We start from the raw sequence: 24551 nt of genomic DNA on the forward strand, positions 1-24551 counted from the left end.
CCTCGGCCAACTCCCGCACAGAAGGGGGCTATGCGCGAACTGTGGTGCCCCTGTGGCCGAATAAGGCCCCTGCGCGGACTTCGCTCATGTCGGCCGAATGGCGATCGTGTGACAGCGGAGGCCGTGGACAGGGGTGGGTGCACAGGGACTGAATAGGCTCCGAACAGACTTCGTGCCCCCAACACTTGGAGCCTTTCGTGCACCGCAGAATCATCGCGCCGGGCGCACTCGCCGCCGCGTCCCTGATGCTGGCGATCCCGGCGTCGGCCGCGAGCCACTCCCCCGGCGCGCCGGGTATCGGCGACCCCTACTACCCGGCCTACGGCAACGGCGGATACGACGTCTCCCACTACGACCTGAGACTCCAATACCAGCCCACCACCGACGAGTTGGCGGGTACGGCGACGATCCTGGCGAAGACCACGCAGGATCTGTCGAGCTTCGACCTGGACTTCCTGCTGGACGTCAGCGAGGTGCGGGTGAACGGCGCCGCGGCCTCTTTCACGACCTCGGGCCAGCACGAGCTGGTGGTCACGCCGAAGACTCCGCTGGCCAAGGGCACGGCGATCACCGTGGTCGTGCGCTACAGCGGGGTGCCGTCCACGAAGAGCGCGTACGGCTTCTCGACCTGGCACCGCACGCCCGACGGGGCGATCGCGGCGGACGAGCCCGAGTCGGCCTGGTGGTGGTACCCGAGCAACGACCACCCGCTCGACAAGGCGACCTACGACGTGTCGGTGGCGGTGCCGAACGGTACGCAGGTGATCTCCAACGGGCTGCTCCAGTCGACGAGTTCGCAGCGCGGCTGGACCCGCTACAACTGGCGTGAGAACAAGCCACAGGCGACCTACCTGACCACCCTCGCGGTCGGGAAGTTCGACATCACGACGAGCACCTCCGAGGGCGGGGTGCCGGTCGTCAACGCCTACAGCAAGGACCTCGGCGACAACGACGGGGCGGCGCGGGCGAGCGTGGAGCGGACGGGTGAACTCGTCGACTGGCTGAGCGGCTACTTCGGGCCGTATCCCTTCAGCAGTGCGGGCGGTTACGTGCCCAACACGACCACGGGGTACGCGCTGGAGACCCAGACCCGCGTCTACTACAGCCCCCGGCAGTTCGCGAACGGCTCGAACACGTCGGTCGTGGTGCACGAGCTGGCGCACCAGTGGTACGGCGACAGCGTGTCCCTGAAGGGCTGGAAGGACATCTGGATCAACGAGGGCTTCGCGCGGTACGCGCAGTGGCTGTGGTCCGAGCACGAGGGCGAGGGCACGGCGCAGGAACTCGCCGACTACGTGTACGCCTCGCACCCGGCCGACGACGCGTTCTGGACCGTCAAGCCGGGTGACCCCGGTCCGGACAACCAGTTCGCCCTCGCCGTCTACGACCGCGGCGCGCTGGCCGTGCAGACGCTGCGCAACGCCGTCGGCGACGACGCGTTCTTCGCGATCCTGAAGGGCTGGCCGAAGGAGCACGCCTACGGCAACGCGTCCGTGGCCGACTTCCAGGCGTTCGCCGAGCGGGTGTCCGGGCAGTCGTTGTCGGCGCTCTTCGACACGTGGCTGTTCCAGCCCACCAAGCCGGGCGCCTCGGCGGCGGGCTCGGCGTCGATCGCCCGGTCGGCGGCTCCTGCTCAGCCGAAGTCGTGGAAGAAGATCGCGGCGACGAATGATGTGCACGAAGGCGCCCACTGAGCGGCTGCCTGGTTCGGTGGTGTGGGGGCTGCGCGTCCGTTGTGGCTGGTCGCGCAGTTCCCCGCGCCCTTCAGGGCGTGATCGTCGCCGGCTCCTGATCAGTCCCCGTGGTCGTAGACCGTGACCCGGATCCCGCGCGTGACCAGGCGCTCCGTGATCAGTGGCTCGACGCGTGACCACTTGCCGCCGGCCAGGCCGCAGCCTATGCGGGGCATGTGGACGGAGGCGTCCAGCTCCAGGGCCTTGTCCGCGAGCTTGCCGAGAGCCGTGTCGATGGCCTCGTACCGGACCGGGACGCCCTTGCTGCCGGTCCGTGTGCCCCGCTGCCCGACCATGTTGGCCACCCACAGATACCGCTCCACCTGTACGAACTGCGCCGCGCCCAGACCGAAGTCGTTCTTCGCGCGGTCGCGGTGCCAGGTCCGGTACGCGGCCTCCGGCTCGGGCCAGCGGCGGGAGAGGGCCAGGACGAAGCCCTTTCCCCATCCCCCGATGTCGTTGCAGACATGGGCGATCACCTTGACGCCTTTCACCGACGGAACGGTGGCGTCACCCCGTGTGTAGATGATCTCCGACATGAGGCCACCGTACGGTTCGCCACTGACAACGGGATCGCGCAAGAGGTGTCACAGTTCTGGTGAGACAGCGATACTGATACGCATGACGACCGACACCGAGGAGCCGACGCTCACGATCGACGAACTGGCCGCGCGGGCCGGTGTCACGGTTCGTACGGTTCGGTTCTACGGCACCAAAGGGCTGCTGCCGCCGCCGGTGATCGGGCCGCGGCGGGTGGGGCACTACAGCGGGGAGCATCTGGACCGGCTGGCGCTCATCGAGGAGTTGCAGCATCAGGGCATGACGCTGGCGGCCATCGAGCGGTATCTGCAACAGCTGCCGCCCGATCTCAGCGCCCAGGATCTCGCCATTCACCGGGCCGTCGTGTCCACGTGGGCGCCGGAGACGCTGGAGACGCTGAGCCGGGCGGAGCTGCGGGAGCGGGCCGGGCGGGCGTTGAGCGACCATGATGTCGAGCGGCTCGGTGCAATGGGGGTGGTGCGCGCGGACGAGGGCGGATACGTCGTCGACGTCGGGCTGCTTCGGCTCGGGGTGCGGCTGCTCGACGTACCGCTCTCCGAGGAGGCGATCCTCGCGGCCCGCCAGGTCCTGATCGCTCACTCGCGCGCGGCGGCGCACGAGCTGTCGGAGCTGTTCCGCGGCGAGGTCCGGGAGCGGGACGCGCGGGCCGTCAGGTCACTGTCCGCCCACATGGAGCCGCTGGTGCTGCAAGCCCTGCTCACCACCTTCCAGCGGTCGCTGAAGGAAGAGCTGCACGCCTGGGTAGACCGGTCACAGGAACGCCGATCCTCCTGAGACGTTGAGTGTCTGCCCGGTCAGGAAGCCGCTCCCCTCGTCCACCACGTACAGCAGCGTCGAGACCAGGTCGGACGGCTCCTGGGTGCGAGCGACGACCTGGCCTGCGCGTACCGCCTCGAAGCCGCCGTCCGCGCCGACCGTCCGCTCGGCCGTCGCGGTGCGCACCATGCTCGGCGCGATCGCGTTGACGGTGATGCCGTACGGTCCGAGCGCCGCCGCCAACGCGCGCGTGAAGCCGATCAGGCCCGCCTTCGAGGCGACGTAGGGGACCATCGCGGGCGGCGCGGTGAACACGGCGGCCGAGGTGATGTTGATGATCCGACCCCAGCCGGCCGCCTTCAGATACGGCAGTGCGGCGCTGGTGACCAGGAACGGCGCCTCCAGGTTGACGCGCATGACCCGGCGCCAGTCCTCCAGGGTCGTCTCCTCGAAGGGTTTGGCCGGATACAGGCCCGCGTTGTTCACGACGACGTGCAAGGTGCCGAACTGGTCGATCACCCGCTCCAGGCCCGCCCGTACCTGCTCCTCGTCGCTCGCGTCGGCCACCAGCTCCACGTAGTCGAGGACCTTCCCCGCGGTCTCCTGCTGCGGGACCAGGTCGAGGCCCGCGACCCGGTATCCGCGCCCGGCGAGCGCGACGGCGAACTCCTGCCCGAGGCCTTGTGCCGCTCCGGTCACCAGTGCGGTCCGCGTCTCCATGGGGCGAGTGTGATGACCCGTCAGTCGCTCGGCAAGGGCGCATTTCACTCGCCGGAACGGCACGGTTGCCGCCCGTGGCCGACGGGCCGACGCTGCGGTCGGGCCGTGCCGCCGGCCCGCCCCCAGTGCCTGCCGTACGGGAGCCGTGTCCGATGACCGAGACCGAGCGTGCCGTGGACGACGCCGAGCGCGCCCGCGAACAGGGCGGCGGAGAGGGCGGGTCGCGGGTGCGCCGGTGGCGGCCGCGGCGGCTGGTGCGGGACGAGTTCGGTGTCCTGCTCGTGCTGGGGCTGCTGATCGCCGCGATCGGGATCCCGTACCCGGACTTCCTCGACACCGACAACCTGCTGACCACCGCCCACAATTCGGTCTACATCTCGCTGATGGCGTGCGGCATGGTCTTCGCGCTCGCCATGCGCGAGGTCGATCTGTCGGTGGGCGGCACCTACGCGATGTGCCTGGTCGTCGGGGCGTTGTTGGTACGGGACGGGCTCGCGCCGTGGCTCGCGGTGCCGGTGATGCTGGTGTGCGGGATCGGACTCGGCGTGTTCAACGCGCTGGTGACGACGCTGCTCGCGCTTCCGTCGTTCATCGTGACGCTGGGGACGCTGCTGCTCTTCCGGGGCGTCGGACTCGCGCTCGCCGACGGCAAGCAGATCACCGATCTGCCGCTGGACGACTCCTTCTTCACCTTCGCCGGCGGCGATCCGGGCGGAGTGCCCTTCGCCCTGTGGGTGCTGCTCACGGTGGTGGTCGTCCTCACCGTGGTGCTCTCCCGCAGCCGGTTCGGGGCCCGGGTGCGGGCGATCGGGTCCAATCCCGACGCCGCCGCGTTCAGCGGCATCCCGGTGGTCCGCACCCGCGTACTGGCCCTGGCGCTGTCCGGCCTCACCACGGCGTGCGCCGCCTCGCTCGCCCTCGCCTTCTACGGCGCGGGCGACCCGACGCTCGGCCAGGGCTACGAGTTGCAGGCGATCGCCGCGTGCATCATCGGCGGCACCCCGCTGGCCGGCGGGCGCGGTTCGGTGGTCGGCGCGGTGGCCGGGGCGATGATCCTGTCGGTGGTCGCCTCCGGGCTCGTGTTCTTCGAAGTACCCATCAACTGGACGTCGTTCGCGACCGGCGGGGTCATCCTCGTCGCCGTCGCGGCCGACAGCGCACTGCGCCGCACGGGACGGCGGCGCAGATGAACACCCGGGCCGGGCAAGGCTTTTGGAGGCCGTGATGCACCGCCGATTCCGTACGACCGCCGCCGCGCTCGGCGCGCTGGTGCTGCTCGGTGCCGCCGGGTGCGGGGACAACAGCCCCGGATCCGGGGGCGGCGAGCTGAAGATGGGCATCGCGGTCGCCAACATCTCGCTCAACTTCGCCCACGAGATGGTGCTGGGCGCGGAGAGCGCGGCCAGTCACGCGGGCAAGGTCGACTTCAAGGCCGTCGGGCCGCCCAACACAGACGGCCCGGCCGAGGTGCAGCTCTTCCAGAACCTCACCGCGCGCGCCAAGGACGGCATCGTCCTGGAGAACCTCGCCCCGCCGATCTTCACCCGCCCCGCCGCGCAGGCCGTCGACAAGGGCATCCCGATCGTCGCCCTGGACACCTCCCCCACCGACGGCAGCAAGGTCACCTTCTACGTCGGCAACGACAACTACGCGCTGGGCGAGTCGATGGCCAAGGAGGCCTTGAAGCGGCTCGGCGCCGACCCCAAGGGCGAGATCGTCATCGGCGTGCCCAACCCTGGCACCCCGGTCCTGGACAACCGGGCCATGGGCATCTCCGAGACCTTCGCGAAGGAGGCGCCGGGCGTGAAGGTGCTCGGCCCCTTCCAGACGTACAGCGATCCCGGGCAGAACTACAGCTCCTGGTCGGCGCAGGTCAACGCGCATCCGGACGCGCTGGCCTTCCTCGGTGTCGGGGACGCGGACAGCTACAACCTCGCCAAGATCAAGAAGGCGGAGAACGGCAAGTGGCTGACGGCCGGCTTCGACGTCGACCCGAAGACGCTCGACGCGGTGAAGGACGGCTCCAACTTCGTGACCATCGACCCGCAGCACTTCCTCAAGGGCTATCTGTCGACAGCGATGCTGATCGAGGCGGTCCGCGACAACGACGGCAAACTGGCGGACGGTTGGTTCCTGTCCCCCGGCGGAGTGGTGGACTCCTCGAACATCGACGAGATCATCACCCGGCAGAAGTCCGCCAAGGCCGCCTACGACTGGTACAAGCCGACGATCGACAAGCTCCTCGGCGACCAGAAGGCCAACCTCAAGCCCCTTGAGGACGCGCGCTGAGATGTCGGCCGAAGTGACGCACGAGGACGCCCTGGTCGCGCGTGACCTGGTCAAGTCCTATGGCGGGGTACGGGCGTTGGACGGGGTCGGCATCCGGCTGCGGGGCGGAGAGGTGCACGCGCTGGTCGGCGAGAACGGCGCCGGCAAGTCGACGCTGGTGCGGATCCTGTCCGGGACGCTGACGGCGGACGCGGGCGAGGTACGGATGGCGCCGGACACCCGGATCGCCGTGGTCTCCCAGGAGTTGAGTCTGTTCCCGGACCTCACCGTGCGGGAGAACCTCTTCCCGTACGACCCTCCGCGCCGCCTCGGTCTCCTCGACCGGGGTGCCATGGACCGCGCGGCCCGTCCGGTCCTGGCGGAGCTGGGACTGGACGTCGACACGGGCATGCCACTTGGCGAACTCCCCCTCGCGGATCAACAGTTGACGGAGATCGCGCGGGCCCTGCTGCGCCGGCCGGGGCTGCTGATCCTCGACGAGCCCACCTCCGCGCTCCCGGCCACCGCCGTCGACCGGCTGGAGCGGGTCCTGCGCACCCTCACCGGGCGGGGCATCGCCGTCCTGTACGTCACCCACTTCCTGGACGAGGTGATGCGCTTCGCGCGGCGGGTGACGGTCCTGCGGGACGGCCGGGTGGCCCTGCCCGGGGCGCGCCGGGCCGAGGTCGACGTGCCCGAGCTGGTCACGGCGATGCTGGGCGGCCACCCGCCCGGGCCGGCCCGCCGGGCGCGGGCGGCGGTGGATCTGCCGCCGTCGGTGGTGCTGTCCGAGGTGGACGTGCCCGGGCGGCTGTCGGACGTGACGTTCACGGTCCGGGCGGGCGAGGTGGTGGGGGTGGCCGGGCTCCAAGGGGCGGGCCATCTCGACGCGTTGGCGGTGGTGTGCGGGCGTACGGCGGTCTCGGCCGGGCGGGTCGACATCGCCGGGCACGGGTTGCCGCGCTCGCTGCGGGACGCGGTGCGGGCGGGTGTCGCGTTCGTGCCGAGCGACCGCAAGCGGTACGGGCTGATGGTGGACCGGGAGGTGTGGGAGAACACGACGACCGTGAGCTGGTTGGCGCTGGGCCGCGGCGGCGTACTGCCCTCCCGCGCCGAACTCGTGCGCAGGACCGCTGATCTGACGGAGCGTCTGCGACTGCGTGGCGACCCGCACGACCTCGTGTCCCGGCTGTCCGGCGGCAACCAGCAGAAGGTCGTCCTGGCCAAGTGGCTGGCGACCGAGCCCAAGGTCGTCGTCCTGGACGACCCGACCCGGGGCGTCGACGTCGGCGTACGGGCCGAAATACACCGCGTCGTCGGCGAGTTGGCGGCAGGCGGCGCGGCCGTGCTGCTGGCGTCGACCGACCTCGCGGAGCTGACGGAGGTGTGCGACCGGGTGCTGGTCTTCGTGCGGGGGCGGGTGGTCGGGGAGGTGCGCGGGGAGCGGCTCACGGAGCGGGAGTTGGCGGTGGCGATGCAGAAGGGGGTGGCGGGGCCGAAGGGGGTGGCGGGGCTGGGGTGACGGGCCGCCTCGCCGTTCTGGGTGGGCGAGGCGGCGCGTCATCCCCGTACGACGGCGTGCTTCCGTCAGGCCGACAGCGACCGTGTCAGCGCCCGTGCCGCCGCGCAGACCCGGGCGCCGACGCGGGCCACGTCGAGGCGGCGGGTGCCGCCGGTGACGGAGATCGCGGCGATCGGACGCGGGCCGAGGCCGTGGGCGTAGATCGGCGCGGCGACGGCCGAGATGCCGACCTCGGCCTCCTCCAGGTTGACGCCGTAGCCGCGGGCCCGGGTCAGGGCGAGGTCACGGGCGAGCTGGCCGGGCAGGACCAGGGTGCGCGGGGTGAGCCGGGGCAGCGTGCGGTGCGGTGGGCGGGGGTCCTGGGCGAGGAACACCTTGCCGGTGGCGGTGCAGTGGGCGGGCAGCCGGCCGCCGGTGCGGGAGACGATCGGCGTGGCGCGGCGGCCGGTGAGCTTCTCCAGGAAGAGGGTGTCGAGGCCGTCGGGGACGGCCAGGTGCACGTTCTCGTGGGTCATCTCGTGCAGGTCGCCGAGGTAGGGCAGCGCCGCGTCCCGCAACTCCCGCACGCTCGGCGCCGATTGGCCCAGCACGAACAGTCCGAGCCCGATCCGGTAACGGCCCTCGTCCGTGCGCTCCACCAGTCCGAGCCGCACCAGCTCACCGATCAGACGGTAGGCGGTGGGCTTGGGCAGCCCGGTGCCCAGGGCCAGTTCGGCGAGGCTGAGGGCGGTCCCGGAGTCGCCGCAGACGCGCAGCAGCATGACCCCGCGGGCGAGCACCGACTTGGGCAGCTGACCGTCCGTCATGGTCCCGATGGTGGTGGCTCGCGCGGGCGGGTGACAAGGCGTGCGGCACGGTGAATGTCACGACCGCAGGGGTACGTCCACCAGCAGCGGGCGCGTCAGGTCGGCCGCCCCGGCGACCAGTTCGCGCAGGTGGTCCGCGGACGCGGCGCGTACGGCGTCGACGCCGAAGAAGCGGGCGGCCTGGGTGAAGTCGAGGGAGCCCAGTTCGGTACCGGGGCAGACGCCCTGACCGCCCATCGACGCGTAGGTGTCCTGGAGGGTGCGGTAGGCGCCGTTGTTCATCACCGCGAAGAGGACGGGGGTGCGCTGGCGGGCCGCGCTCCACAGGCCCTGGAGGCCGAACAGGGCGCAGCCGTCGCCCAGTACGGCGACCACCGGCCGGGCGGGCTCGGCAAGTGCGCGGCCGACGGCGGCGCCGATGCCCCAGCCGAGGCCGCCGCCGACGGTGTGGGTGTAGCTACCGGGGCGGTCCAGGCGGATCAGGCGGCGGAGCAACAGCCCTACGGTGATGGCCTCTTCGACGACCACGGCGTCCGCCGGCAGTCCGCGGGCCACGGCGTGCGCGGCGGCCCAGGGTGCCAGCGGAGCCGGGGAGTAGGCGGCGCCGGCCTCGGACTCGGTGCGGTCGCGGTCGGCGGTGTGGCGTTCGCCGGCGCGGAGGATGCGGCCCTTGGCGGTGTGCGCGGGTACGTGGTCGCGGAGCAGTTCGGCGAGGCGGTGCAGGGAGGGGGCCAGGGAGCCGACCAGTCCTGCCGTGGCGGGGAAGTTGCGGCCGATCTCGTGCGGGTCGGAGTCGAGTTGGACGACGGCGAGGCCGGGGGGCAACGCCGGTCCGGGGCTGTAGTGGTGGGGCGTGAAGGCGTGCGCGCCCGCGATCAGGACGGTGTCGTACGGGGTGAGGGCGGTGCGGATGGCGTCGTGGCGGGGCGGCAGCATGCCGGCGTACAGGGGGTGTGTGGTCGGGAAGTTGAGGCAGTCGGCCATGGGCTGGTGGTGGACGACCGCGCCGCACGCCTCCGCCGTACGGACCAGTGCGTCCAGGGCGTCCTCGCGGCCGACGCCGTCTCCCGCGACGATCGCGGGGCGGGCGGCGGCGCCGAGCAGGGCCGCGGCGCGCTCCAGGCCTGCGGCCGGGCCCAGTGGGGGCGCGGGGGTGCGGGCCGGGATCTCGACCTCCGTGGCCTCGTCGAACAGGTCCATGGGGATGGAGAGGAACACCGGGCCCGCGGGTGGGCGGACGGCCAGGGCGAAGGCGCGGCGCAGGGCGAGGGGCAGGTCGTGGACGTGCTGGACGTCGTGGGCGGCCTTCACCGCGGGGGTGGCCAGCGCTACCAAGTCGCCGGTGAGCATGGGGTCCTGTTGGAGGTGGCGGCGGTGTTGTTGGCCGGCGGTGACCACGAGGGGGGTGCGGGAGCGGCGGGCGTTGAGGAGGCCGATGATGCCGTTCGCCAGGCCGGCGGCTATGTGGAGGCTGGCGAAGGCGGGGCGGGCGGTGCCTCTCGCGTAGCCGTCCGCCATGGAGATGACGGCGCCCTCGTGTGTGCCGAGGACGTATTCGGGGGCGCCGGGGGTGTTCGACAGGGCGGCCAGGAAAGGGAGTTCGGTGGTGCCTGGGTTGCCGAAGATTCGGTCCACGCCCTCGCCGCGGAGGATGTCCAGGGCGGCGAGGGCGGGGCGGTGGCCCATGGCTGGCGCTCCTCGTGGGGACGGGAACGGGTGGGGGTTCTCAGCGGTCAGCGTCGGGGAGTTGGGGGGTGGGGGCAAGCGTGGTGTGTCGCTCAGCGGTACGGCTTTTCTCGCCCCCGCCGCCCCTACCCGTCCCGTCCTTCTGGGGGCTGCCGCCCCCAGACCCCCGCTTCGGCCTGAACGGCCTCGTCCTCAAACGCCGGACGGGCTAAAAAGATCACGCGTCCCCGAAACGCTCCCCCTTCTCCGCCTTCTCCACCAGCAACGCCGGCGGGTTGAAGCGTTCGCCGTAGCGCGCCGCCAGTTCGCGGGCGCGGGCTACGAACCCGGCGGCCCCGCCCTCGTAGCCGTTGATGTACTGGAGGACACCGCCGGTCCAGCCGGGGAAGCCGATGCCGAAGATGGAGCCGATGTTGGCGTCGGCCACCGACGTGAGGACCCCCTCCTCGATGAGCTTTACCGTGTCCAGGGCCTCCGCGAAGAGCATGCGTTCCTGCATGTCCTCGAAGGGGATCTCGTGGCCGGGCTTGGTGAAGTGTTCGCGCAGGCCCGGCCACAGCCCCACTCGCTTGCCGTCCGCGTCGTAGTCGTAGAAGCCCGCTCCGCCGCTGCGGCCGGTGCGGTCGAAGTCGTCGACCATGCGGTCGATGACGGCTTCGGAGGGGTGACCGGGCCAGGTGCCGCCCGCTTCCTCGACGGCCCGCTTGGACTCCCGGCGGATCTTGCGCGGGAGGGTGAGGGTCAGTTCGTCCACGAGGGAGAGGACCTTGGCGGGGTAGCCGGCCTGGGCGGCGGCCTGTTCGATCGACGCGGGCTCGATGCCCTCGCCGACCATCGCGACGCCCTCGTTGATGAACTGGCCGATGACCCGGGAGGTGAAGAAGCCTCGGGAGTCGTTCACCACGATCGGGGTCTTGTTGATCTGGCGGACCAGGTCGAAGGCTCGGGCCAACGCCTCGTCGCCCGTCCGTTCGCCCTTGATGATCTCGACCAGCGGCATCTTGTCGACCGGTGAGAAGAAGTGCAGGCCGATGAAGTCCGCCTGGCGGTCCACCCCTTCGGCCAGTGCGGTGATCGGGAGCGTCGACGTGTTGGAGCACAGGAGCGCGTCCGGCTCGACGATGTGCTGGATCTCCTGGAAGACCTTGTGCTTGAGGCTCGTGTCCTCGAAGACCGCCTCGATCACCGCGTCGCAGCCCGCCAGGTCCGCCGGGTCGGCGGTGGGCGTGATGCGGGCGAGAAGGGTGTCCGCCTTCTCCTGGGTCGTACGGCCTCGGGAGACCGCCTTGGCGCACAGTTTCTCGGAGTACGACTTGCCCTTGGCCGCCGCTTCCGGCGATACGTCCTTGAGGACCACCTCGATGCCTGCGCGGGCGCATGAATAGGCGATGCCCGCGCCCATCATGCCGGCGCCCAGGACGGCCACCTTGCGGACCTTGCGGGGCTCGACGCCCTTGGGTCGGTTGGCGCCGGAGTTGACGGCCTGGAGGTCGAAGAAGAACGCCTGGATCATGTTCTTCGAGGTCTGGCCCGCGGCCAGTTCGACGAAGTAGCGGGCCTCGATGACCTGCGCGGTCTCGAAGTCGACCTGGGAGCCCTCGACCGCGGCCGCGAGGATGGCCCGCGGGGCCGGGTAGGGCGCGCCGTTGGTCTGCTTGCGCAGGTTGGCCGGGAAGGCGGGCAGGTTGGCCGCGAACTTGGGGTTGGCGGGGGTGCCGCCCGGGATGCGGTAGCCGGGCTTGTCCCAGGGCTGCTGCGACTCGGGGTGGGCCTCGATGAAGGCGCGGGCCTTGGCGAGGAGTTCGTCGGGGGTGGCGGCCACGTCGTCGATCAGGCCGTTCTGCAAGGCGCGTTGCGGGTTGTACTGGGTGCCCTGGAGGAGGACCTTGAGCAGCGCGTCGGCGATGCCGAGCAGACGGACCGTGCGGGCGACGCCGCCGCCTCCGGGGAGCAGGCCGAGCGTGACCTCGGGGCAGCCGATCTTGGAGCCGGGCGCGTCCAGGGCGATCCGGTGGTGGCAGGCGAGGGCGATCTCGTAACCGCCGCCCAGGGCCGCGCCGTTGATCGCGGCGACGACCGGCTTGCCCAGCGTCTCGATGCGGCGCAGGTTGCGCTTGATCGCCAGACCGCCGTCGAACAGCTCCTGCGCGGTCTCCGGGGTGACGCGGATGAGGTCTCGCAGGTCGCCGCCGGCGAAGAAGGTCTTCTTGGCCGAGGTGAAGATGATCCCGCGGACGGAGTCCTTCTCGGCCTCCAGGCGGTCGGTGACCACCGCGAGGGACTCGCGGAAGGCCGCGTTCATCGTGTTCGCGGACTGGTTGGGGTCGTCGAGGACCAGCGTGACGACGCCGTCGCGGTCCTGTTCCCAGCGGATGGTGGTGCTCTGTGTCATGACAGGGTCTCCGTAGAAGCCGTTGAGGTCTGTTGGTCCGTCGATTCCGCCGGGAATCAGATGCGTTCGACGATTGTCGCGATGCCCATGCCGCCGCCCACGCACAGCGTGGCGAGGCCGTACCGCTTGTCCTGGCGCTCCAGTTCGTCGACCAGGGTGCCGAGCAGCATCGCGCCGGTCGCGCCGAGCGGGTGGCCCAGGGAGATCGCGCCGCCGTTGACGTTGACCTTGTCCAGGGAGATGCCCATGTCCTTGGCGAACCGCAGGACGACCGCGGCAAAGGCCTCGTTCATCTCGAAGAGGTCGATGTCGTCGACGGTCAGGCCCGCCTTGGCGAGCGCCTTGCGGCTCGCGGGGGCGGGGCCGGTGAGCATGATGGTGGGCTCGGAGCCGGAGACGGCGGCGGAGACGATCCGCGCGCGCGGGGTGAGCCCGTAGCGGTCGCCGACCTCCTTGGTGCCGATGGCGACCAGGGAGGCGCCGTCGACGATGCCGGAGGAGTTGCCCGCGTGGTGGACGTGGTCGATCTTCTCGACCCAGTGGTACTTCTGCAGCGCCACGGCGTCGAAGCCGCCCAGGTCGCCGATGTCCGCGAAGGACGGCTTCAGCCGGGCGAGGGAGTCGGCCGTCGTGCCGGGGCGCAGGTGCTCGTCGTGGTCGAGGACGACCAGGCCGCTGCGGTCCTTGACGGGCACGAGGGACCGCTCGAAGCGGCCCTCCTTCCACGCGGTGGCCGCACGCTCCTGGGAGAGCGCCGCGTACTCGTCGACGTCACGCCGCGTGAAGCCCTCGATGGTGGCGATGAGGTCGGCGCCGATGCCCTGCGGCACGAAGTTGACCGCCAGGTTGGTCATCGGGTCGTTGAACCAGGCACCGCCGTCGGAGGCCATCGGCACCCGCGACATGGACTCGACACCGCCCGCCAGGACGAGGTCCTCGAAGCCCGAACGGACCTTGGCGGCGGCCAGGTTGACCGCTTCCAGGCCCGAAGCACAGAAGCGGTTCTCCTGCACGCCCGCGACCGTGTCCGGCAGTCCGGCGACGATCGCGGCGGTCCGGGCGATGTCGGAGCCCTGGTCGCCGACCGGGCTGACGACGCCCAGCACGATGTCGTCGATCGCGGCCGGGTCCAGGCCGGGGAAGCGGTCGCGGAGCTCGTGGATGAGTCCGACGACCAGGTCGATGGGCTTGGTGCCGTGCAGGGCGCCGTTCGCCTTGCCTCGGCCGCGCGGGGTGCGGATCGCGTCGTACACGTACGCTTCGGTGCTCACAGGGAAGCCTTTCAATGAGGGTCAGCCCAGCAGGGAACGGCCGATGATCTCCTTCATGATCTCGGTCGTGCCGCCGTAGATGGTCTGGATGCGGCCGTCGGTGAACGCCCGGGCCACGGGGTACTCGGTCATGTAGCCGTAGCCTCCGTGCAGTTGGAGGCAGCGGTCGGCGACGCGCTTCTGCAGCTCGGTCGCCCACCACTTGGCCATGGACGCGTGCACGGCGTCGAGCTCGCCGTCCGCGTGCTCCTCGATGCAGCGGTCGAGGAAGGTGCGGGTGACGGCGCACTCGGTGGCCATCTCCGCTATCTCGAACCGGATGTGCTGCTTGGTGGCGAGCGGCCGGCCGAAGGCCTCGCGCTCCTTGACGTAGTCGGTGGTGATCTCCAGGACGTGCTCGGCCGCGGCGATCGCGGCGACGCCGATGTGCAGGCGCTCCTGGGCGAGGTTCGTCATCAGGTGCACGAACGCGCCGTTGAGCTCGCCCAGCAGGTTCCCCTTGGGGACGCGTACGTCGGTGAAGAACAACTCGGCGGTGTCCTGGGCCTTCTGGCCGATCTTGTCGAGGTTGCGGCCGCGCTCGAAGCCGGCCGTGTCCCGCTCGACGACGAGCAGCGACAGCCCGCGCGCACCGCCCTCCGGCGTGGTCCTGGCGACCACGATCACCAGGTCGGCCAGGATCCCGTTGGAGATGAACGTCTTGGAGCCGTTGAGCAGCCAGTGGTCGCCCTTGTCCTCGGCATGCGTCCGGATGCCCTGGAGGTCGGAGCCGGCGCCGGGTTCGGTCATCGCGATGGCCGTGATCAGCGAGCCGTCGCAGAAGCCGGGCAGCCACCGGCGCTTCTGCTCCTCGGTGGCGAGGCCCGTGAGGTAGGGGCCGATGATGTCGTTGTGCAGTCCGATGGCGATCCCGGGGGCACCCGCGCGCGTGAACTCCTCGGCGAGTACGGCGCTGTAGCGGAAATCGGCGGTGCCGCCGCCCCCGTACTCCTCGGGCACGGCGAGCCCGAGCAGCCCCTGCTTGCCGGCCGCCCGCCAGGCCTCGCGCGCGACGATGCCGTCCTTCTCCCACTGCTCGTAGTGCGGCAGCACCTCCCTGGCCAGGAAGGCCCGCACGGTCTCCCGGAACGCCTCGTGCTCGGGGGCGAAGATCTGACGCTTCATGGCAGGTCCTTGGTGAGGCGGGGCACGTCCCAGTCGCGTGCCACCTCGGCCGTGTCCGCGCCGGGTCGGGCAGGCCCGGTGCGCACGGTCGTGGGGGTCGTGGAGAAGCGGGGCGCGGGGGCCGGCTGGGTGATCCCGCCGTGGTCGGTGAAGGTGCCGCGGGCGGCGAGGTGCGGGTGGTGCGGGGCCTCGCCGAGCGACAGTACGGGCGCCACGCACGCGTCGGCGCCCTCGAAGACGGCCGTCCACTCCTCGCGCGTACGGCTGCGGAACCGCGCGGCGACGGCCTCGCGCAGCTCGCCCCAGCGGGACAGGTCCTTGCGGGCGTCGGCGTGCTCCGGGATGCCGAGGAGGGTCACGAACTCCGCGTAGAACTGCGGCTCCAGGGCGCCCACCGCCATGTACTTCCCGTCGGCCGTCTCGTACGTGCCGTAGTACGGGCAGCCGCCGTCCAGGAGGTTGACGCCGCGCCGGTCCTGCCAGCCGCCCGCGGCGACCATGCCGTGGATCATCGCCGCGAGATGCGAGGCGCCGTCGACGATCGCGGCGTCCACGACCTGGCCGGCGCCGCTCACGCGCGCGTGGTGGAGGGCGGCGAGGACGCCGACGACCAGGTAGAGAGAGCCGCCCCCGTAGTCGCCGAGGAGGTTGGCCGGGGCGACCGGCGGCCGGTCCGCGTCGCCGATCATGCCGAGGGTGCCGGTGACGGCCAGGTAGGCGATGTCGTGGCCGGCGCGGTGGGCGAGGGGGCCGTCCTGCCCCCAGCCCGTCATGCGGCCGTAGACGAGGCGCGGGTTGCGGGCGTGGCAGGCCTCGGGGCCGACGCCGACGCGCTCGGCGACGCCGGGGCGGAGGCCCTCGACGAGGATGTCGGCGCGTTCGGCGAGGTCGAGCACGCGGGCCGGGCCGTCCGGGGACTTCAGGTCGACGATCACCGAGCGCTTGTTGCGGTTGGTGACGTCGTAGTCGGGGTTGATCCCGAGTCCCACCCCGCCGGGTCGGTCCACGCGGACGACGTCCGCGCCGAGGTCGGCGAGGAGCATGGCGGCGAAGGGCGCGGGCCCGATCCCGGCCAGCTCGACCACGCGCACGCCGACGAGCGGTCCCTGTCCTGGCGTCGTCGCCATCCGACCCCCTAGGTGTGACACAACTGATGTAACACCGACGATGCTAAGAACAGGTTCCATCGAGCACAAGCCCCGAACGAGCAAGCGCTTAGACAATTATCCGCGCGCGCCCCACCGATCCGGTACCGCTCCGCCCTCGGGAATCCGGTGCGGCTCAGCGCCCGTCCAGCTCCGATATCAGCCGCTTCGGCGCGATCGTGCGGTAGCTCTCCTCCACCCAGTCGCACAGCAGCTCCGCGGCCGGCGCGCCCTTCTCCGCCAACGGCACCCGCACCCAGCCCGCCTTGCCGAGGCCGTAGCCCGCGGGCTCGGCGCCCGGGGAGGTCAGCGCGTGGGCGTGCGCCTCCTCGTCCTTGAGCTTCACGGTGAGGGCCAGTGGATGGCTGCCGTCGTCGACGCCGAGGAAGACGAACACCTTCTTGTTGACCTTCGCGACGCTCTCGCCCCAGGGGAACTCCTCGACGGCACCCGGCAGCCCCAGGGCGAACTCGCGCACTTTCGCCCATTTCCTCAGGGCGTTCCTGTCCACCGCCACCGGCACACCTCCGGGCTCGTCGTCGGGCTCCGCACCCTTCACGCTAGCCTCGGCCACCGACAACGGCGCGCGCCGCGGACCGAGGGGTGTCATGAGCAGGCTGAACAGGACGGACCGTCCGTACGACATCGTTCTCTTCGGAGCCACCGGCTTCGTCGGAACGCTGACCGCGGAGTACCTCGCCGCGCACGCGCCCGAGGAGCTGCGCTGGGCGATCGCGGGCCGCGACGAGGGGAAGCTGGAACAGTTGCGCGAGCGACTGCCCGGCGGCGGGAAGGTCGGGGTGCTGCGCGCCGATGTCGCGGATCCGGCCTCGCTGCGTGAACTCGCCGAGCACGCGCGCGTGGTGGCGACGACGGTGGGTCCGTACGTGCTGCACGGTCAGGACCTGGTGGCCGCGTGCGCCGAGAGCGGCGCGGACTGTCTCGACCTCAGCGGTGAGCCGGAGTTCGTGGACCTCACCTACGTCCGGCACGACGCACGCGCGCGGGAGACCGGTGCCCGGCTGGTGCACGCCTGCGGGTTCGACTCGGTGCCGCACGACCTGGGCGCGTACTTCACGGTCCGGCAGCTGCCGGAGGGGGTGCCGCTGACGGTCGACGGGTACGTGACGGCGGACGCCATGTTCTCGGGCGGCACGTTCGCCTCGGCGCTCAACCAGTTCGCGCGCTGGCGGCCGATGCTGAGTGCCGAGCGGGACCGCAAGCGGCACGAGCCGCGGCTGGTGGGGCGCCGGGCGCTGGCACCGATGGGGGCGCCGCGGTTCGCGAAGGAGATCGGCGCGTGGGCGCTGCCGCTGCCGACGATCGACCCGCAGATCGTGCGCCGGTCGGCGCGGGTCCTGGAGCGCTACGGTCCCGACTTCCGCTACCGGCATTTCGCGGCCGCCCGGTATCTGCCCGTCGCGGTGGGCGGGATCGCGCTCACCGGCGGGATCTTCGCGGCCGCCCAACTGCCCGCTGCCCGGCGCTGGTTGTCCGACCGGTTCAAGCCCGGGGACGGGCCGAGTCCTGAGAAGCGGGCCAAGAGCTGGTTCACGGTGCGGTTCGTCGGCGAAGGAGGCGGCCGACGGGTGTTCACGGAGGTCGCGGGCGGCGACCCGGGGTACGGCGAGACGGCGAAGATGTTCGCCGAGTCCGCGCTGTCCCTGGCGTTCGACGACCTTCCGCCGACGGCCGGTCAGGTCACCACGGCGGTCGCGATGGGCGACGCGCTGACCGAGCGACTGCGCGCGGCGGGCCTCACCTTCCGGGTGGTGGCGAGCTGGTGACCGGGCCCGAGAGACGTGTGCCAGGGCGGTCGTTCCGGCCCTAGAGCGTCCAGCCCGCGACCGTGTAGATCATCCCGCCGATCCAGCCGATGCCCGCCAGCACGGCGAGGACGAGTGCGAGGTTCACGACCCGCTCGACGGGACGGTTCGGGTCGGCGAGGGGCTTCGGGTCGCGGCGGCTCGTCATGCGGCGGGTCGTCATGCGGTGCGTCGTCATGGCGCACAGCCTGCCGACAGGACGGGCGCGTCCACATCCGTACAGATACTCAGACCGGGTACTCAGTTCACGCCCGTCCCCTGCCCAACTCCCGCCGCCTCACCCGCCGTCCGTCGCCGCCCGCAGCGCACTTCGGCACAGGGCGTCCGCCCTGCGGGTCGTCTCCGGGAGGCGGAACGCGGGGGTCAGGGCGAGTACGTGCGCGCAGGCGTCGTCGAGGCCCGTGCGGTGGCCGACGGACACGAAAACCGGCTTGACGGCGTCCCGGGTGCGCAGGGCGCGGCCGACCTCCTCGGTACCCGCGAGGAGCGGGGACGTGCTCCCGCGCGGGGTGCCGGGTTCGTCGTACGCGAAGGTGAACGGGTTCTTGGCGACGCCGATCGTAGGCAGGCCGGTGAGTACGCCCAGGTGGCTGGCGAGGCCGAAGCGGCGCGGGTGGGCGCGGCCGTAGCCGTCGCAGACGACCAGTCCCGGCGGGCACGGCAGCGCGTCCAGGGCGGCCAGGACGGTGGGGATCTCGCGGAAGGCGAGCAGACCGGGGACGTACGGGAAGGAGATCCGGCCGACCGCGGTGGCCTCCGCGACGACGTCCAGGGTGGCCGCGTCCAGGACGACGGCGGCCGCCACGACGACGTCCCGTTCGTCGTCGTAGGCCACGTCGACGCCGGTCACCGAGCCGGTCCCGGGCGGCGGTCCGGGCTCGTCGAGCACCACGCGGGCGCGCAGTTCGTCCTGGACGGCGCGGGCCTGCTCCTCGGTCGCGGGCCAGCCCGCGGGAATGCGTACGGTCGTCATGGTGGGGACGAGCGTATGGTTCCCGGCGGGACCGGCCGACGATCAGGTCAACTTTTGCGGCTCAGGGCGCGCTGCAACTGGGCCTTGTTCATGTCCGAACGGCCTTTGACGCCCCGGCGTTTGGCCTCCGCGTAGAGCTGGTCGTACGTGGGCCCCTGGGCGCCCTTGTGCGAGCGCTGACCGCCGCGCCGGCCGGAGGACATATCCTCGGTCGAGACCCGGCTCGCGGTCTTCGACTCGCCGGAGCGGGCGCGTTCCTTGTTGACGGTGCGCGCGGCGATCTCCTCCGCGCGCTCCGTGCTCTCTCCTCGGTCCTCGGCGCTCTGCTTGATGTGCTCGTACTGGCGTTCCCGCTTGGGGCTCGAACCGCGTGGCATGGTCGTCACTCCTCTCGGCGTAGACGACCGGGTACCCCGTTTCCCGCGGACGCGTCATCGCTCCAGGCGGGCCACCCGGCCTTGTTCGCCGGCGGCCCAGCAGGACAGGTCGGCGGTGCAGTCCACGGTGTCGTACGAGCCGGTGTCGACGGTGTGCCAGGTGCGGCCGGCGTCGGTGGTGAGGTCGGTGCCGGTGGGGCCGACCGCGAGGGCGGTGGTGCGGCTGTGCGGGAGCCAGGCGGCGCCGGAGCGGTAGGCGGGCGGCGGCTGCGCGGCGGGCTGCCAGGTACGCCCTGCGTCGGCGGTGCGGGCGGCGGCCTGCGGTGAGGTCTGGTCGGCGCGGTAGTCACCGCCGACCGCGAGGCCGTGGGTGCGGTCGCGGAAGGCGAGCGCGAAGACGCCCTTGGCCGGGTCGCCCGCCGGGATCGGCGTGTCGGTGGCCGTCCAGTGCACTCCACGGTCCGCCGAGTGCAGCACGCGCGCGTGGGCGCCGCCTCCGGTCGCCAGCCAGACGTCGGACGGGCCCGAGGAGACCAGGCACTGCCCGCTCGCGGCGAAGCCGGCCTCACCGGCCAGCGCGGCGGGCATGCCGGCGTTGGGAAGCACCTTCCAGGAGCGGCCGCCGTCGCCGGTCGACAGGATGCGGAACTTGCCGTCCACCGGGTCGCTCATGGCGAGGCCGTGGCGGCTGTCGAAGAAGGTCAGGCAGTCGTAGAAGGCGGCGGCGTCGGTGTTGCGGAAGGACTCCGTCCAGGTCCGCCCCGCGTCCTCGGTGCGGTAGACGCGGGACGCCTCGCCCTCGCCGATGGCCAGCACCACGGCGCGCCGCGCGTCGAACGCCTCGATGTCCCGGAACTGCAACTCGGCCGCGCCCGGCGGCGAGACGTTCCGCCACTTCTTCCCGCCGTCGGTGGTGCGCAGCACGGTGCCCGCGGTGCCGGCCACCCACGCGGTGTCGCGGTCGACGGCCGCGAGCCCCCGGAAGCGCACGTCAGACGCCCCGGTGTCCTTGAGCTCCCAGTGCGGCGCCCGGTGCTGCGGCTCGTGCGCCTGCGCCGGTACGGCGGTCAGGGCGGCCAGTGCCGCCGCGCTCACCGCCCCCGCGGCCACTGTGCGAACCGTACGTCTCATGCGTCGCGTCTTCCCCATGGGCCTCATGGCGGGCGAAGCTAGCCGACGGGAAGGGTGTCGTCCAGATGGCCGCGGTCGCTGCGGCACATGGTCCGGAGCCCGCCGCAAGGGGCCGTCCCGACCCGAGAGGCCGACTGTTTCACTTCCGTGAATGAAAGCGGTGACGGAGGTCACTAGCAAATTGTGTGCACTGAACGACCGATTCCGACGTCTCTTCCATTGGCCGGCTTCATCCGTCGACCCACCGTCCAGCCGTCACGAGGGAGCAAGGCGTTGATCACCGTCATCGAGCAGCCCGTGGAGGCCCGCCTCGTCGCGGCCGCTCCGCGCATGCCGAGCATCCCGGCCAAGCTGCACTACGACCGCCGCGACCCGTTCGCGATCCGTATGACCTTCCCGGCCCCGGCCACCCTGGAGGGCGTGGAGGTCTGCTGGACCTTCGCGCGCGAACTCCTCGCGGCCGGCCTGCACGGCGCCGAGGGCACCGGCGACGTCCGGGTGCGGCCGTACGGGTACGACCGCACCGTCCTGGAGTTCCACGCCCCCGAGGGCACCGCCGTGGTGCACGTCCACTCGGAGGAGATACGCCGGTTCCTCCAGGCCACCAGCGACCTGGTGCCCGTGGGCTTCGAACACCTCCACCTCGACCTCGACCACGACCTGGCCGAGCTCATGCGGGACGCCTGCTAGGCGCTGCCCCGACCTAGCGCACGGCCCCCAGCAGGCGGTTGAGCTCGCCGTAGTCGAGCCCGTCCGCCAGCGTCTCGTACGTCCCCGTGTCCAGCAGCTCCCGCGCGGCACGGCGGACCAGGGCGTGCGCGGCCTGCGCGAGCCCGGAACCGGCGCTCACGCGCGCGACGCCGAGCGCGGCCAGTTCGGCCACCGGTGCCGCACCCGGATGGACCATCACGTTCAGCGGCCCCTCGATCCCGTCGGCGAGGAGCTTGACCGTCCCCGGCTCGACGGCCCCGGGGACGAAGATCCCGTCGGCGCCCGCGGCGAGGAAGGCGGCGGCCCGCTCCAGGGTGACGTCCACCTCCCCATCACCGCGCAGGAACGTGTCGATACGGGCGTTCACGAACAGCGGCACACCCGCCGAGTCGGCCGCCGCACGCGCTGCGGCGATGCGCTCGGCCTGTTCCGCCACCGGCCGCAGCGGCCCCGCCCCGGCCTCGTACAGCGCGTCCTCGATGTTCACGCCGACCGCCCCGGCCGCGATCACCGCGCGGATCGTGTCGGCGACCCCGGCCGCGTCGCGCGCGTAGCCGCTCTCGATGTCCGCGCTGACGGGCACGTCCACCGCGGCGACGATGCGCGCGACGGCCGCCAGGGCCCCGTCGCGGTCCAGCCGGTCGCCGTCCGCCGCGCCGAGCGCCCAGGCGAGCCCGGCGCTGGTGGTCGCGACGGCGGCGGCACCGGCGTCCTCGACGATGCGGGCGCTCGCGGTGTCCCAGGCGTTGGGCAGGACGAGCGGATCGCCCGGGACGTGCAGCGAGCGGAAGGCGAGAGCGCGGTCGCGGAGGGGGTTCTCGGTCGTCATGCCGCCCAGCCAACCAGCCGCGGCGGGCTGGGGGCTGGCAGGAATCCGACATGTACGTGGCCCTCGGGAAGCCGGTCGAGGAAGCGTGGGGGCGCCCTACTCCCCCGCCGCCGCGGGCACCGGCGTGACCGCCGTACGCACCTCGTCGACCACCTTCCGCAACCCGGGCACGCCCGCCCCGGCGTGCGCGACCAGCTGCTCGACGCGCTCCGGGTCCTTGACCGGGGTGAGGGTGCCCAGCTCGGCCGCGGCGGCCAGGACGGCGGCGGTCGCGTCCCGCTCCGGGACCTCCGTGACGGGGACCGGCCCGTCCAGGACCTCCTGGGTCTCCTCGCGCAGCGCGGCCACGTCGGCGACCCGGTCGAGGCGGTGCTCCACGCCCGGGAAGACGCCGAGGACCCGCTTCCGTTCGGTGCGCAGATAGCCGTCGGCGGTCAGCTGCTCCCGCATCGCGTCCGCCGTCTCGCGCGCGTGGAGCGTGACCCACGCCCGCCAGCCGTGCGGCCGGGACTCGCGGACCAGTTCCAGGAGCTCGTCGAGCGGGTCGTCCCCGGTCATGGCGTCCATGTCGACGGGCGTGACGATGTCGTCCTCGTCGACGAGGAGACCGCGCCGGGCCAGTTCGACCAGGGCACCGGCCCGGACCAGCGGGGCGGCGCCGGCGGCCTCGCCCGTCCCGGTGTCCCAGGCGACCAGGTAGAGCAGGGCGGGGAGCGAGAGCGAACCGTCGGACACGGGGGTCTCCTTCAGGGGGCGATCGAGGCTCACGTTAATTCGTTGACAGCGATCGGGCGCGTTCGTACCGTTGACGACGGTCCTGTTGCCGTCGATTGGAGAAGGACGTTGCTCGTCTGAGGTTCTGAGACACCGAGCCACCCACCCGTCTGTGGTGTGTGTGCCGCGTGCGACCTCGGCATTCGAGCCGTCCCGACGGAGCGGGGCTTCTTCATGGCCCCAGGGCTGTGTCCCGCTCCCTCCCTCCCCGTCGCCGCCTCCGGTGTCTCGATACGCGTTTGCCCATCACCGCATCAAGCAATCGCGAGGCGCCCTTATGTCTACGACCATGTCCATCGCCTGTACGTCCCTCTCCTTCGCCTGGCGCGACGGCACCCCCGTCTTCGAGGACCTCGACGTCGCCTTCGGTCCCGGCCGGACCGGGCTCGTCGGTGTCAACGGATCAGGAAAATCGACCCTGTTGAAGCTGATCGCCGGTGAACTCACGCCGGCCGAAGGCCTGGTGCGGGTCGCGGGCGAGGTCGGCCATCTCCCGCAGAACGTCACGCTCGACACCCGGCTGCGCGTCGACGAGGCCCTCGGCATCGCCGCCCGGCGGGCCGCGCTGCACGCCATCGAGGCGGGTGACGTGTCGGAGGAGCACTTCGAGACGGTCGGCGACGACTGGGACGTGGAGGAGCGCGCGCTCGCCACGCTCGGCGAACTCGGGCTCGGCCACATCGAGTTGGACCGCACGGTCGGCGAACTCTCGGGCGGCGAGTCCGTGCTGCTGCGCCTGGCGGCCCTGCTGCTGCGCCGCCCGGACGTGCTGCTCCTGGACGAGCCGACCAACAACCTCGACCTGTACGCGCGCCGACGGCTGTACGCGGCCGTGTCGTCCTGGTCCGGGGTCATGGTCGTGGTCAGCCACGACCGTGAACTCCTCGACCTGGTCGACCAGATCGCCGACCTGCGGGGCGGCGAGGTCACCTGGTACGGCGGCAACTTCTCCGCGTACGAGGAGGCGCTGGCCACCGAACAGGAGGCGGCCGAGCGCATGGTGCGGGTCGCGGAGTCCGACCTGCGCAAGCAGAAGCGCGAACTGGCCGACGCCCAGATGAAGTTGGCCCGCCGCAAGCGGTACGGCCAGAAGATGTGGGACCAGAAGCGCGAGCCGAAGATCGTCATGGGCGCGCGCAAGCGGGCGGCACAGGAGTCCGCGGGCAAGCACCGCATCATGCACGAGGAGCGGCTGGCCGAGGCCAAGGAGCGGCTCGACGACGCGGTGGAGGCCGTGCGCGACGACGACGAGATCCGCGTCGACCTGCCGTACACGGCCGTACCGCAGGGCCGTGACGTCCTGACCCTGCTGGACCTGGAACTCGCCTACGGCGCGCGGGTGGCGGGCGGGCTGGATCTGCGCGGTCCCGAGCGGGTCGCGCTGATCGGGCGCAACGGCGCGGGCAAGACGACGCTGCTGCGCACGATCGCCGGGGAGCTGGCGCCGGTGTCGGGCGAGGCGCACGCGCACGTGCCGCTGCGTTTTCTGCCGCAGCGGCTCGATGTCCTGGACGGCGAGCTGTCGGTCGTCGAGAACGTGGCCCGGTTCGCGCCGGGCGCCACCAACAACCGGATCCGGGCCCGCCTGGCCCGCTTCCTGTTCCGGGGCGCCCGGGCCGACCAGAAGGCGGCGACGCTGTCCGGCGGCGAACGCTTCCGGGCGGCGCTGGCCGCGCTGATGCTGGCCGAGCCGGCCCCGCAGCTGCTCATGCTCGACGAGCCGACCAACAACCTCGACATGGCGAGCGTCCGGCAGCTGACCACCGCGCTGGAGTCGTACGAAGGGGCGCTGATCGTGGCCTCCCACGACCTGCCGTTCCTGGAGTCGATCGGCATCACGCGCTGGCTGCTCCTTGACGGCGAGCTGCGCGAGACGGAGCCGGCGGAGGTCGGATGAGCGCGTTGC

Annotated in this window: 23 protein-coding genes; 8 read left to right on the forward strand and 15 right to left on the reverse strand. The window is 71.8% G+C overall.

All coding sequences use genetic code 11. The annotated features are described in order from the left end of the window. The first annotated feature begins 197 nt into the window (after window positions 1-197). Entirely contained in the window at window positions 198-1694 is a 1497-nt protein-coding gene (locus ACIP6U_RS03525) for a M1 family metallopeptidase (RefSeq protein ID WP_401712285.1), read from the forward strand. Window positions 1695-1792: 98 nt separating this feature from the next. Here ACIP6U_RS03525 and ACIP6U_RS03530 read toward each other — a convergent pair whose 3' ends face one another. Beyond that, window positions 1793-2272 (reverse strand): macro domain-containing protein, encoded by a 480-nt coding sequence (locus ACIP6U_RS03530; protein ID WP_401712288.1) that lies wholly within the window; start codon window positions 2270-2272, stop codon window positions 1793-1795. Between the two features lie 82 nt (window positions 2273-2354). Here ACIP6U_RS03530 and ACIP6U_RS03535 point away from each other — a divergent pair, with 82 nt between their 5' ends. Beyond that, a complete protein-coding gene (locus tag ACIP6U_RS03535; RefSeq protein WP_401712291.1) occupies window positions 2355-3068 on the forward strand; it encodes a MerR family transcriptional regulator in 714 nt (237 codons plus the stop codon). Here ACIP6U_RS03535 and ACIP6U_RS03540 read toward each other — a convergent pair. Then, window positions 3045-3770: an SDR family NAD(P)-dependent oxidoreductase gene (locus ACIP6U_RS03540; protein WP_401712294.1), complete on the reverse strand. Its 726-nt coding sequence runs from the start codon at window positions 3768-3770 to the stop codon at window positions 3045-3047. The genes ACIP6U_RS03535 and ACIP6U_RS03540 overlap by 24 nt on opposite strands. Before the next feature lie 152 nt (window positions 3771-3922). Between ACIP6U_RS03540 and ACIP6U_RS03545 the strand changes: the two genes are divergently transcribed. Genes ACIP6U_RS03545 through ACIP6U_RS03555 form a run of 3 tightly spaced genes read left to right on the forward strand, consistent with a single transcriptional unit; the run spans window position 3923 to window position 7560 of the window. Further along, the gene (locus ACIP6U_RS03545) at window positions 3923-4960 is read left to right on the forward strand and encodes an ABC transporter permease (RefSeq protein WP_401712297.1); all 1038 of its coding nucleotides are present in this window, start codon (window positions 3923-3925) and stop codon (window positions 4958-4960) included. A 34-nt stretch (window positions 4961-4994) separates the two neighbouring features. Continuing rightward, on the forward strand, window positions 4995-6059 hold the full coding sequence (locus tag ACIP6U_RS03550) for a sugar ABC transporter substrate-binding protein (protein WP_401712300.1): 1065 nt from the start codon (window positions 4995-4997) through the stop codon (window positions 6057-6059). A gap of 1 nt (window position 6060) precedes the next feature. After that, on the forward strand, window positions 6061-7560 hold the full coding sequence (locus ACIP6U_RS03555; RefSeq protein WP_401712303.1) for a sugar ABC transporter ATP-binding protein: 1500 nt from the start codon (window positions 6061-6063) through the stop codon (window positions 7558-7560). A 65-nt stretch (window positions 7561-7625) separates the two neighbouring features. On the opposite strand, the gene ACIP6U_RS03560 is transcribed toward ACIP6U_RS03555, so the two are convergent. From ACIP6U_RS03560 to ACIP6U_RS03590, 7 genes are all read right to left on the reverse strand, one after another. Further along, entirely contained in the window at window positions 7626-8366 is a 741-nt protein-coding gene (locus ACIP6U_RS03560; RefSeq protein ID WP_401712306.1) for an IclR family transcriptional regulator, read from the reverse strand. Between the two features lie 57 nt (window positions 8367-8423). Further along, window positions 8424-10052 carry a thiamine pyrophosphate-binding protein gene (locus ACIP6U_RS03565; protein ID WP_401712309.1) on the reverse strand — a complete coding sequence of 543 codons (1629 nt, stop codon included), beginning with the start codon at window positions 10050-10052 and terminating at the stop codon, window positions 8424-8426. Between the two features lie 217 nt (window positions 10053-10269). Next, a complete protein-coding gene (locus ACIP6U_RS03570) occupies window positions 10270-12444 on the reverse strand; it encodes a 3-hydroxyacyl-CoA dehydrogenase NAD-binding domain-containing protein (protein WP_401712312.1) in 2175 nt (724 codons plus the stop codon). A 56-nt stretch (window positions 12445-12500) separates the two neighbouring features. After that, window positions 12501-13715, reverse strand: coding sequence for an acetyl-CoA C-acetyltransferase (locus tag ACIP6U_RS03575; RefSeq protein ID WP_401712315.1), 1215 nt, complete (start codon window positions 13713-13715; stop codon window positions 12501-12503). 21 nt (window positions 13716-13736) lie between these two features. Continuing rightward, window positions 13737-14879, reverse strand: coding sequence for an acyl-CoA dehydrogenase family protein (locus tag ACIP6U_RS03580; RefSeq protein WP_401712318.1), 1143 nt, complete (start codon window positions 14877-14879; stop codon window positions 13737-13739). Further along, on the reverse strand, window positions 14876-16006 hold the full coding sequence (locus ACIP6U_RS03585; protein WP_401712321.1) for a CaiB/BaiF CoA transferase family protein: 1131 nt from the start codon (window positions 16004-16006) through the stop codon (window positions 14876-14878). Before ACIP6U_RS03585 ends, ACIP6U_RS03580 begins: the two co-directional genes overlap by 4 nt. Before the next feature lie 154 nt (window positions 16007-16160). Further along, complete coding sequence (locus ACIP6U_RS03590) at window positions 16161-16541, reverse strand: MmcQ/YjbR family DNA-binding protein (RefSeq protein WP_401712324.1); 381 nt, start codon at window positions 16539-16541, stop codon at window positions 16161-16163. 91 nt (window positions 16542-16632) lie between these two features. On the opposite strand from ACIP6U_RS03590, the gene ACIP6U_RS03595 reads away from it, so the two are divergent. Continuing rightward, entirely contained in the window at window positions 16633-17811 is a 1179-nt protein-coding gene (locus ACIP6U_RS03595; RefSeq protein WP_401712327.1) for a saccharopine dehydrogenase family protein, read from the forward strand. 40 nt (window positions 17812-17851) lie between these two features. Here the strand turns inward: ACIP6U_RS03595 and mmpA are convergent, their stop codons facing one another. From mmpA to ACIP6U_RS03615, 4 genes are all read right to left on the reverse strand, one after another. After that, on the reverse strand, window positions 17852-17998 hold the full coding sequence (mmpA, locus tag ACIP6U_RS03600) for a morphogenic membrane protein MmpA (protein ID WP_401712917.1): 147 nt from the start codon (window positions 17996-17998) through the stop codon (window positions 17852-17854). Window positions 17999-18127: 129 nt separating this feature from the next. Then, a complete protein-coding gene (locus ACIP6U_RS03605) occupies window positions 18128-18823 on the reverse strand; it encodes an endonuclease V (RefSeq protein ID WP_401712330.1) in 696 nt (231 codons plus the stop codon). Between the two features lie 47 nt (window positions 18824-18870). Further along, window positions 18871-19200 (reverse strand): plasmid stabilization protein, encoded by a 330-nt coding sequence (locus ACIP6U_RS03610; RefSeq protein WP_401712333.1) that lies wholly within the window; start codon window positions 19198-19200, stop codon window positions 18871-18873. Between the two features lie 54 nt (window positions 19201-19254). Further along, window positions 19255-20331, reverse strand: a complete 1077-nt coding sequence (locus ACIP6U_RS03615) for a WD40/YVTN/BNR-like repeat-containing protein (RefSeq protein WP_401712336.1) — start codon at window positions 20329-20331, stop codon at window positions 19255-19257. Between the two features lie 273 nt (window positions 20332-20604). Here ACIP6U_RS03615 and ACIP6U_RS03620 point away from each other — a divergent pair, with 273 nt between their 5' ends. Continuing rightward, window positions 20605-21021: an SsgA family sporulation/cell division regulator gene (locus ACIP6U_RS03620; RefSeq protein WP_401712339.1), complete on the forward strand. Its 417-nt coding sequence runs from the start codon at window positions 20605-20607 to the stop codon at window positions 21019-21021. A gap of 13 nt (window positions 21022-21034) precedes the next feature. On the opposite strand, the gene ACIP6U_RS03625 is transcribed toward ACIP6U_RS03620, so the two are convergent. Beyond that, window positions 21035-21871 carry an isocitrate lyase/phosphoenolpyruvate mutase family protein gene (locus ACIP6U_RS03625; RefSeq protein WP_401712342.1) on the reverse strand — a complete coding sequence of 279 codons (837 nt, stop codon included), beginning with the start codon at window positions 21869-21871 and terminating at the stop codon, window positions 21035-21037. 96 nt (window positions 21872-21967) lie between these two features. Further along, entirely contained in the window at window positions 21968-22606 is a 639-nt protein-coding gene (locus ACIP6U_RS03630) for a GPP34 family phosphoprotein (protein ID WP_401712345.1), read from the reverse strand. Between the two features lie 316 nt (window positions 22607-22922). On the opposite strand from ACIP6U_RS03630, the gene ACIP6U_RS03635 reads away from it, so the two are divergent. Next, entirely contained in the window at window positions 22923-24542 is a 1620-nt protein-coding gene (locus ACIP6U_RS03635; protein ID WP_401712348.1) for an ABC-F family ATP-binding cassette domain-containing protein, read from the forward strand. Window positions 24543-24551: the final 9 nt, after the last annotated feature.

Source organism: Streptomyces sp. NPDC088794 (genome assembly GCF_044750545.1).
Classification (GTDB): domain Bacteria; phylum Actinomycetota; class Actinomycetes; order Streptomycetales; family Streptomycetaceae; genus Streptomyces.

Excerpts from the sequence above, each read along its gene's own strand:
- ACIP6U_RS03530 (WP_401712288.1), bottom strand. The coding sequence starts at position 2,272 with ATGTCGGAGATCATCTACACACGGGGTGACGCCACCGTTCCGTCGGTG.
- ACIP6U_RS03535 (WP_401712291.1), top strand. The coding sequence starts at position 2,355 with ATGACGACCGACACCGAGGAGCCGACGCTCACGATCGACGAACTGGCC.
- ACIP6U_RS03540 (WP_401712294.1), bottom strand. The coding sequence starts at position 3,770 with ATGGAGACGCGGACCGCACTGGTGACCGGAGCGGCACAAGGCCTCGGG.
- ACIP6U_RS03545 (WP_401712297.1), top strand. The coding sequence starts at position 3,923 with ATGACCGAGACCGAGCGTGCCGTGGACGACGCCGAGCGCGCCCGCGAA.
- ACIP6U_RS03550 (WP_401712300.1), top strand. The coding sequence starts at position 4,995 with ATGCACCGCCGATTCCGTACGACCGCCGCCGCGCTCGGCGCGCTGGTG.
- ACIP6U_RS03555 (WP_401712303.1), top strand. The coding sequence starts at position 6,061 with ATGTCGGCCGAAGTGACGCACGAGGACGCCCTGGTCGCGCGTGACCTG.
- ACIP6U_RS03560 (WP_401712306.1), bottom strand. The coding sequence starts at position 8,366 with ATGACGGACGGTCAGCTGCCCAAGTCGGTGCTCGCCCGCGGGGTCATG.
- ACIP6U_RS03565 (WP_401712309.1), bottom strand. The coding sequence starts at position 10,052 with ATGGGCCACCGCCCCGCCCTCGCCGCCCTGGACATCCTCCGCGGCGAG.
- ACIP6U_RS03570 (WP_401712312.1), bottom strand. The coding sequence starts at position 12,444 with ATGACACAGAGCACCACCATCCGCTGGGAACAGGACCGCGACGGCGTC.
- ACIP6U_RS03580 (WP_401712318.1), bottom strand. The coding sequence starts at position 14,879 with ATGAAGCGTCAGATCTTCGCCCCCGAGCACGAGGCGTTCCGGGAGACC.
- ACIP6U_RS03585 (WP_401712321.1), bottom strand. The coding sequence starts at position 16,006 with ATGGCGACGACGCCAGGACAGGGACCGCTCGTCGGCGTGCGCGTGGTC.
- ACIP6U_RS03595 (WP_401712327.1), top strand. The coding sequence starts at position 16,633 with ATGAGCAGGCTGAACAGGACGGACCGTCCGTACGACATCGTTCTCTTC.
- mmpA (WP_401712917.1), bottom strand. The coding sequence starts at position 17,998 with ATGACGAGCCGCCGCGACCCGAAGCCCCTCGCCGACCCGAACCGTCCC.
- ACIP6U_RS03605 (WP_401712330.1), bottom strand. The coding sequence starts at position 18,823 with ATGACGACCGTACGCATTCCCGCGGGCTGGCCCGCGACCGAGGAGCAG.
- ACIP6U_RS03610 (WP_401712333.1), bottom strand. The coding sequence starts at position 19,200 with ATGCCACGCGGTTCGAGCCCCAAGCGGGAACGCCAGTACGAGCACATC.
- ACIP6U_RS03615 (WP_401712336.1), bottom strand. The coding sequence starts at position 20,331 with ATGAGACGTACGGTTCGCACAGTGGCCGCGGGGGCGGTGAGCGCGGCG.
- ACIP6U_RS03625 (WP_401712342.1), bottom strand. The coding sequence starts at position 21,871 with ATGACGACCGAGAACCCCCTCCGCGACCGCGCTCTCGCCTTCCGCTCG.
- ACIP6U_RS03635 (WP_401712348.1), top strand. The coding sequence starts at position 22,923 with ATGTCTACGACCATGTCCATCGCCTGTACGTCCCTCTCCTTCGCCTGG.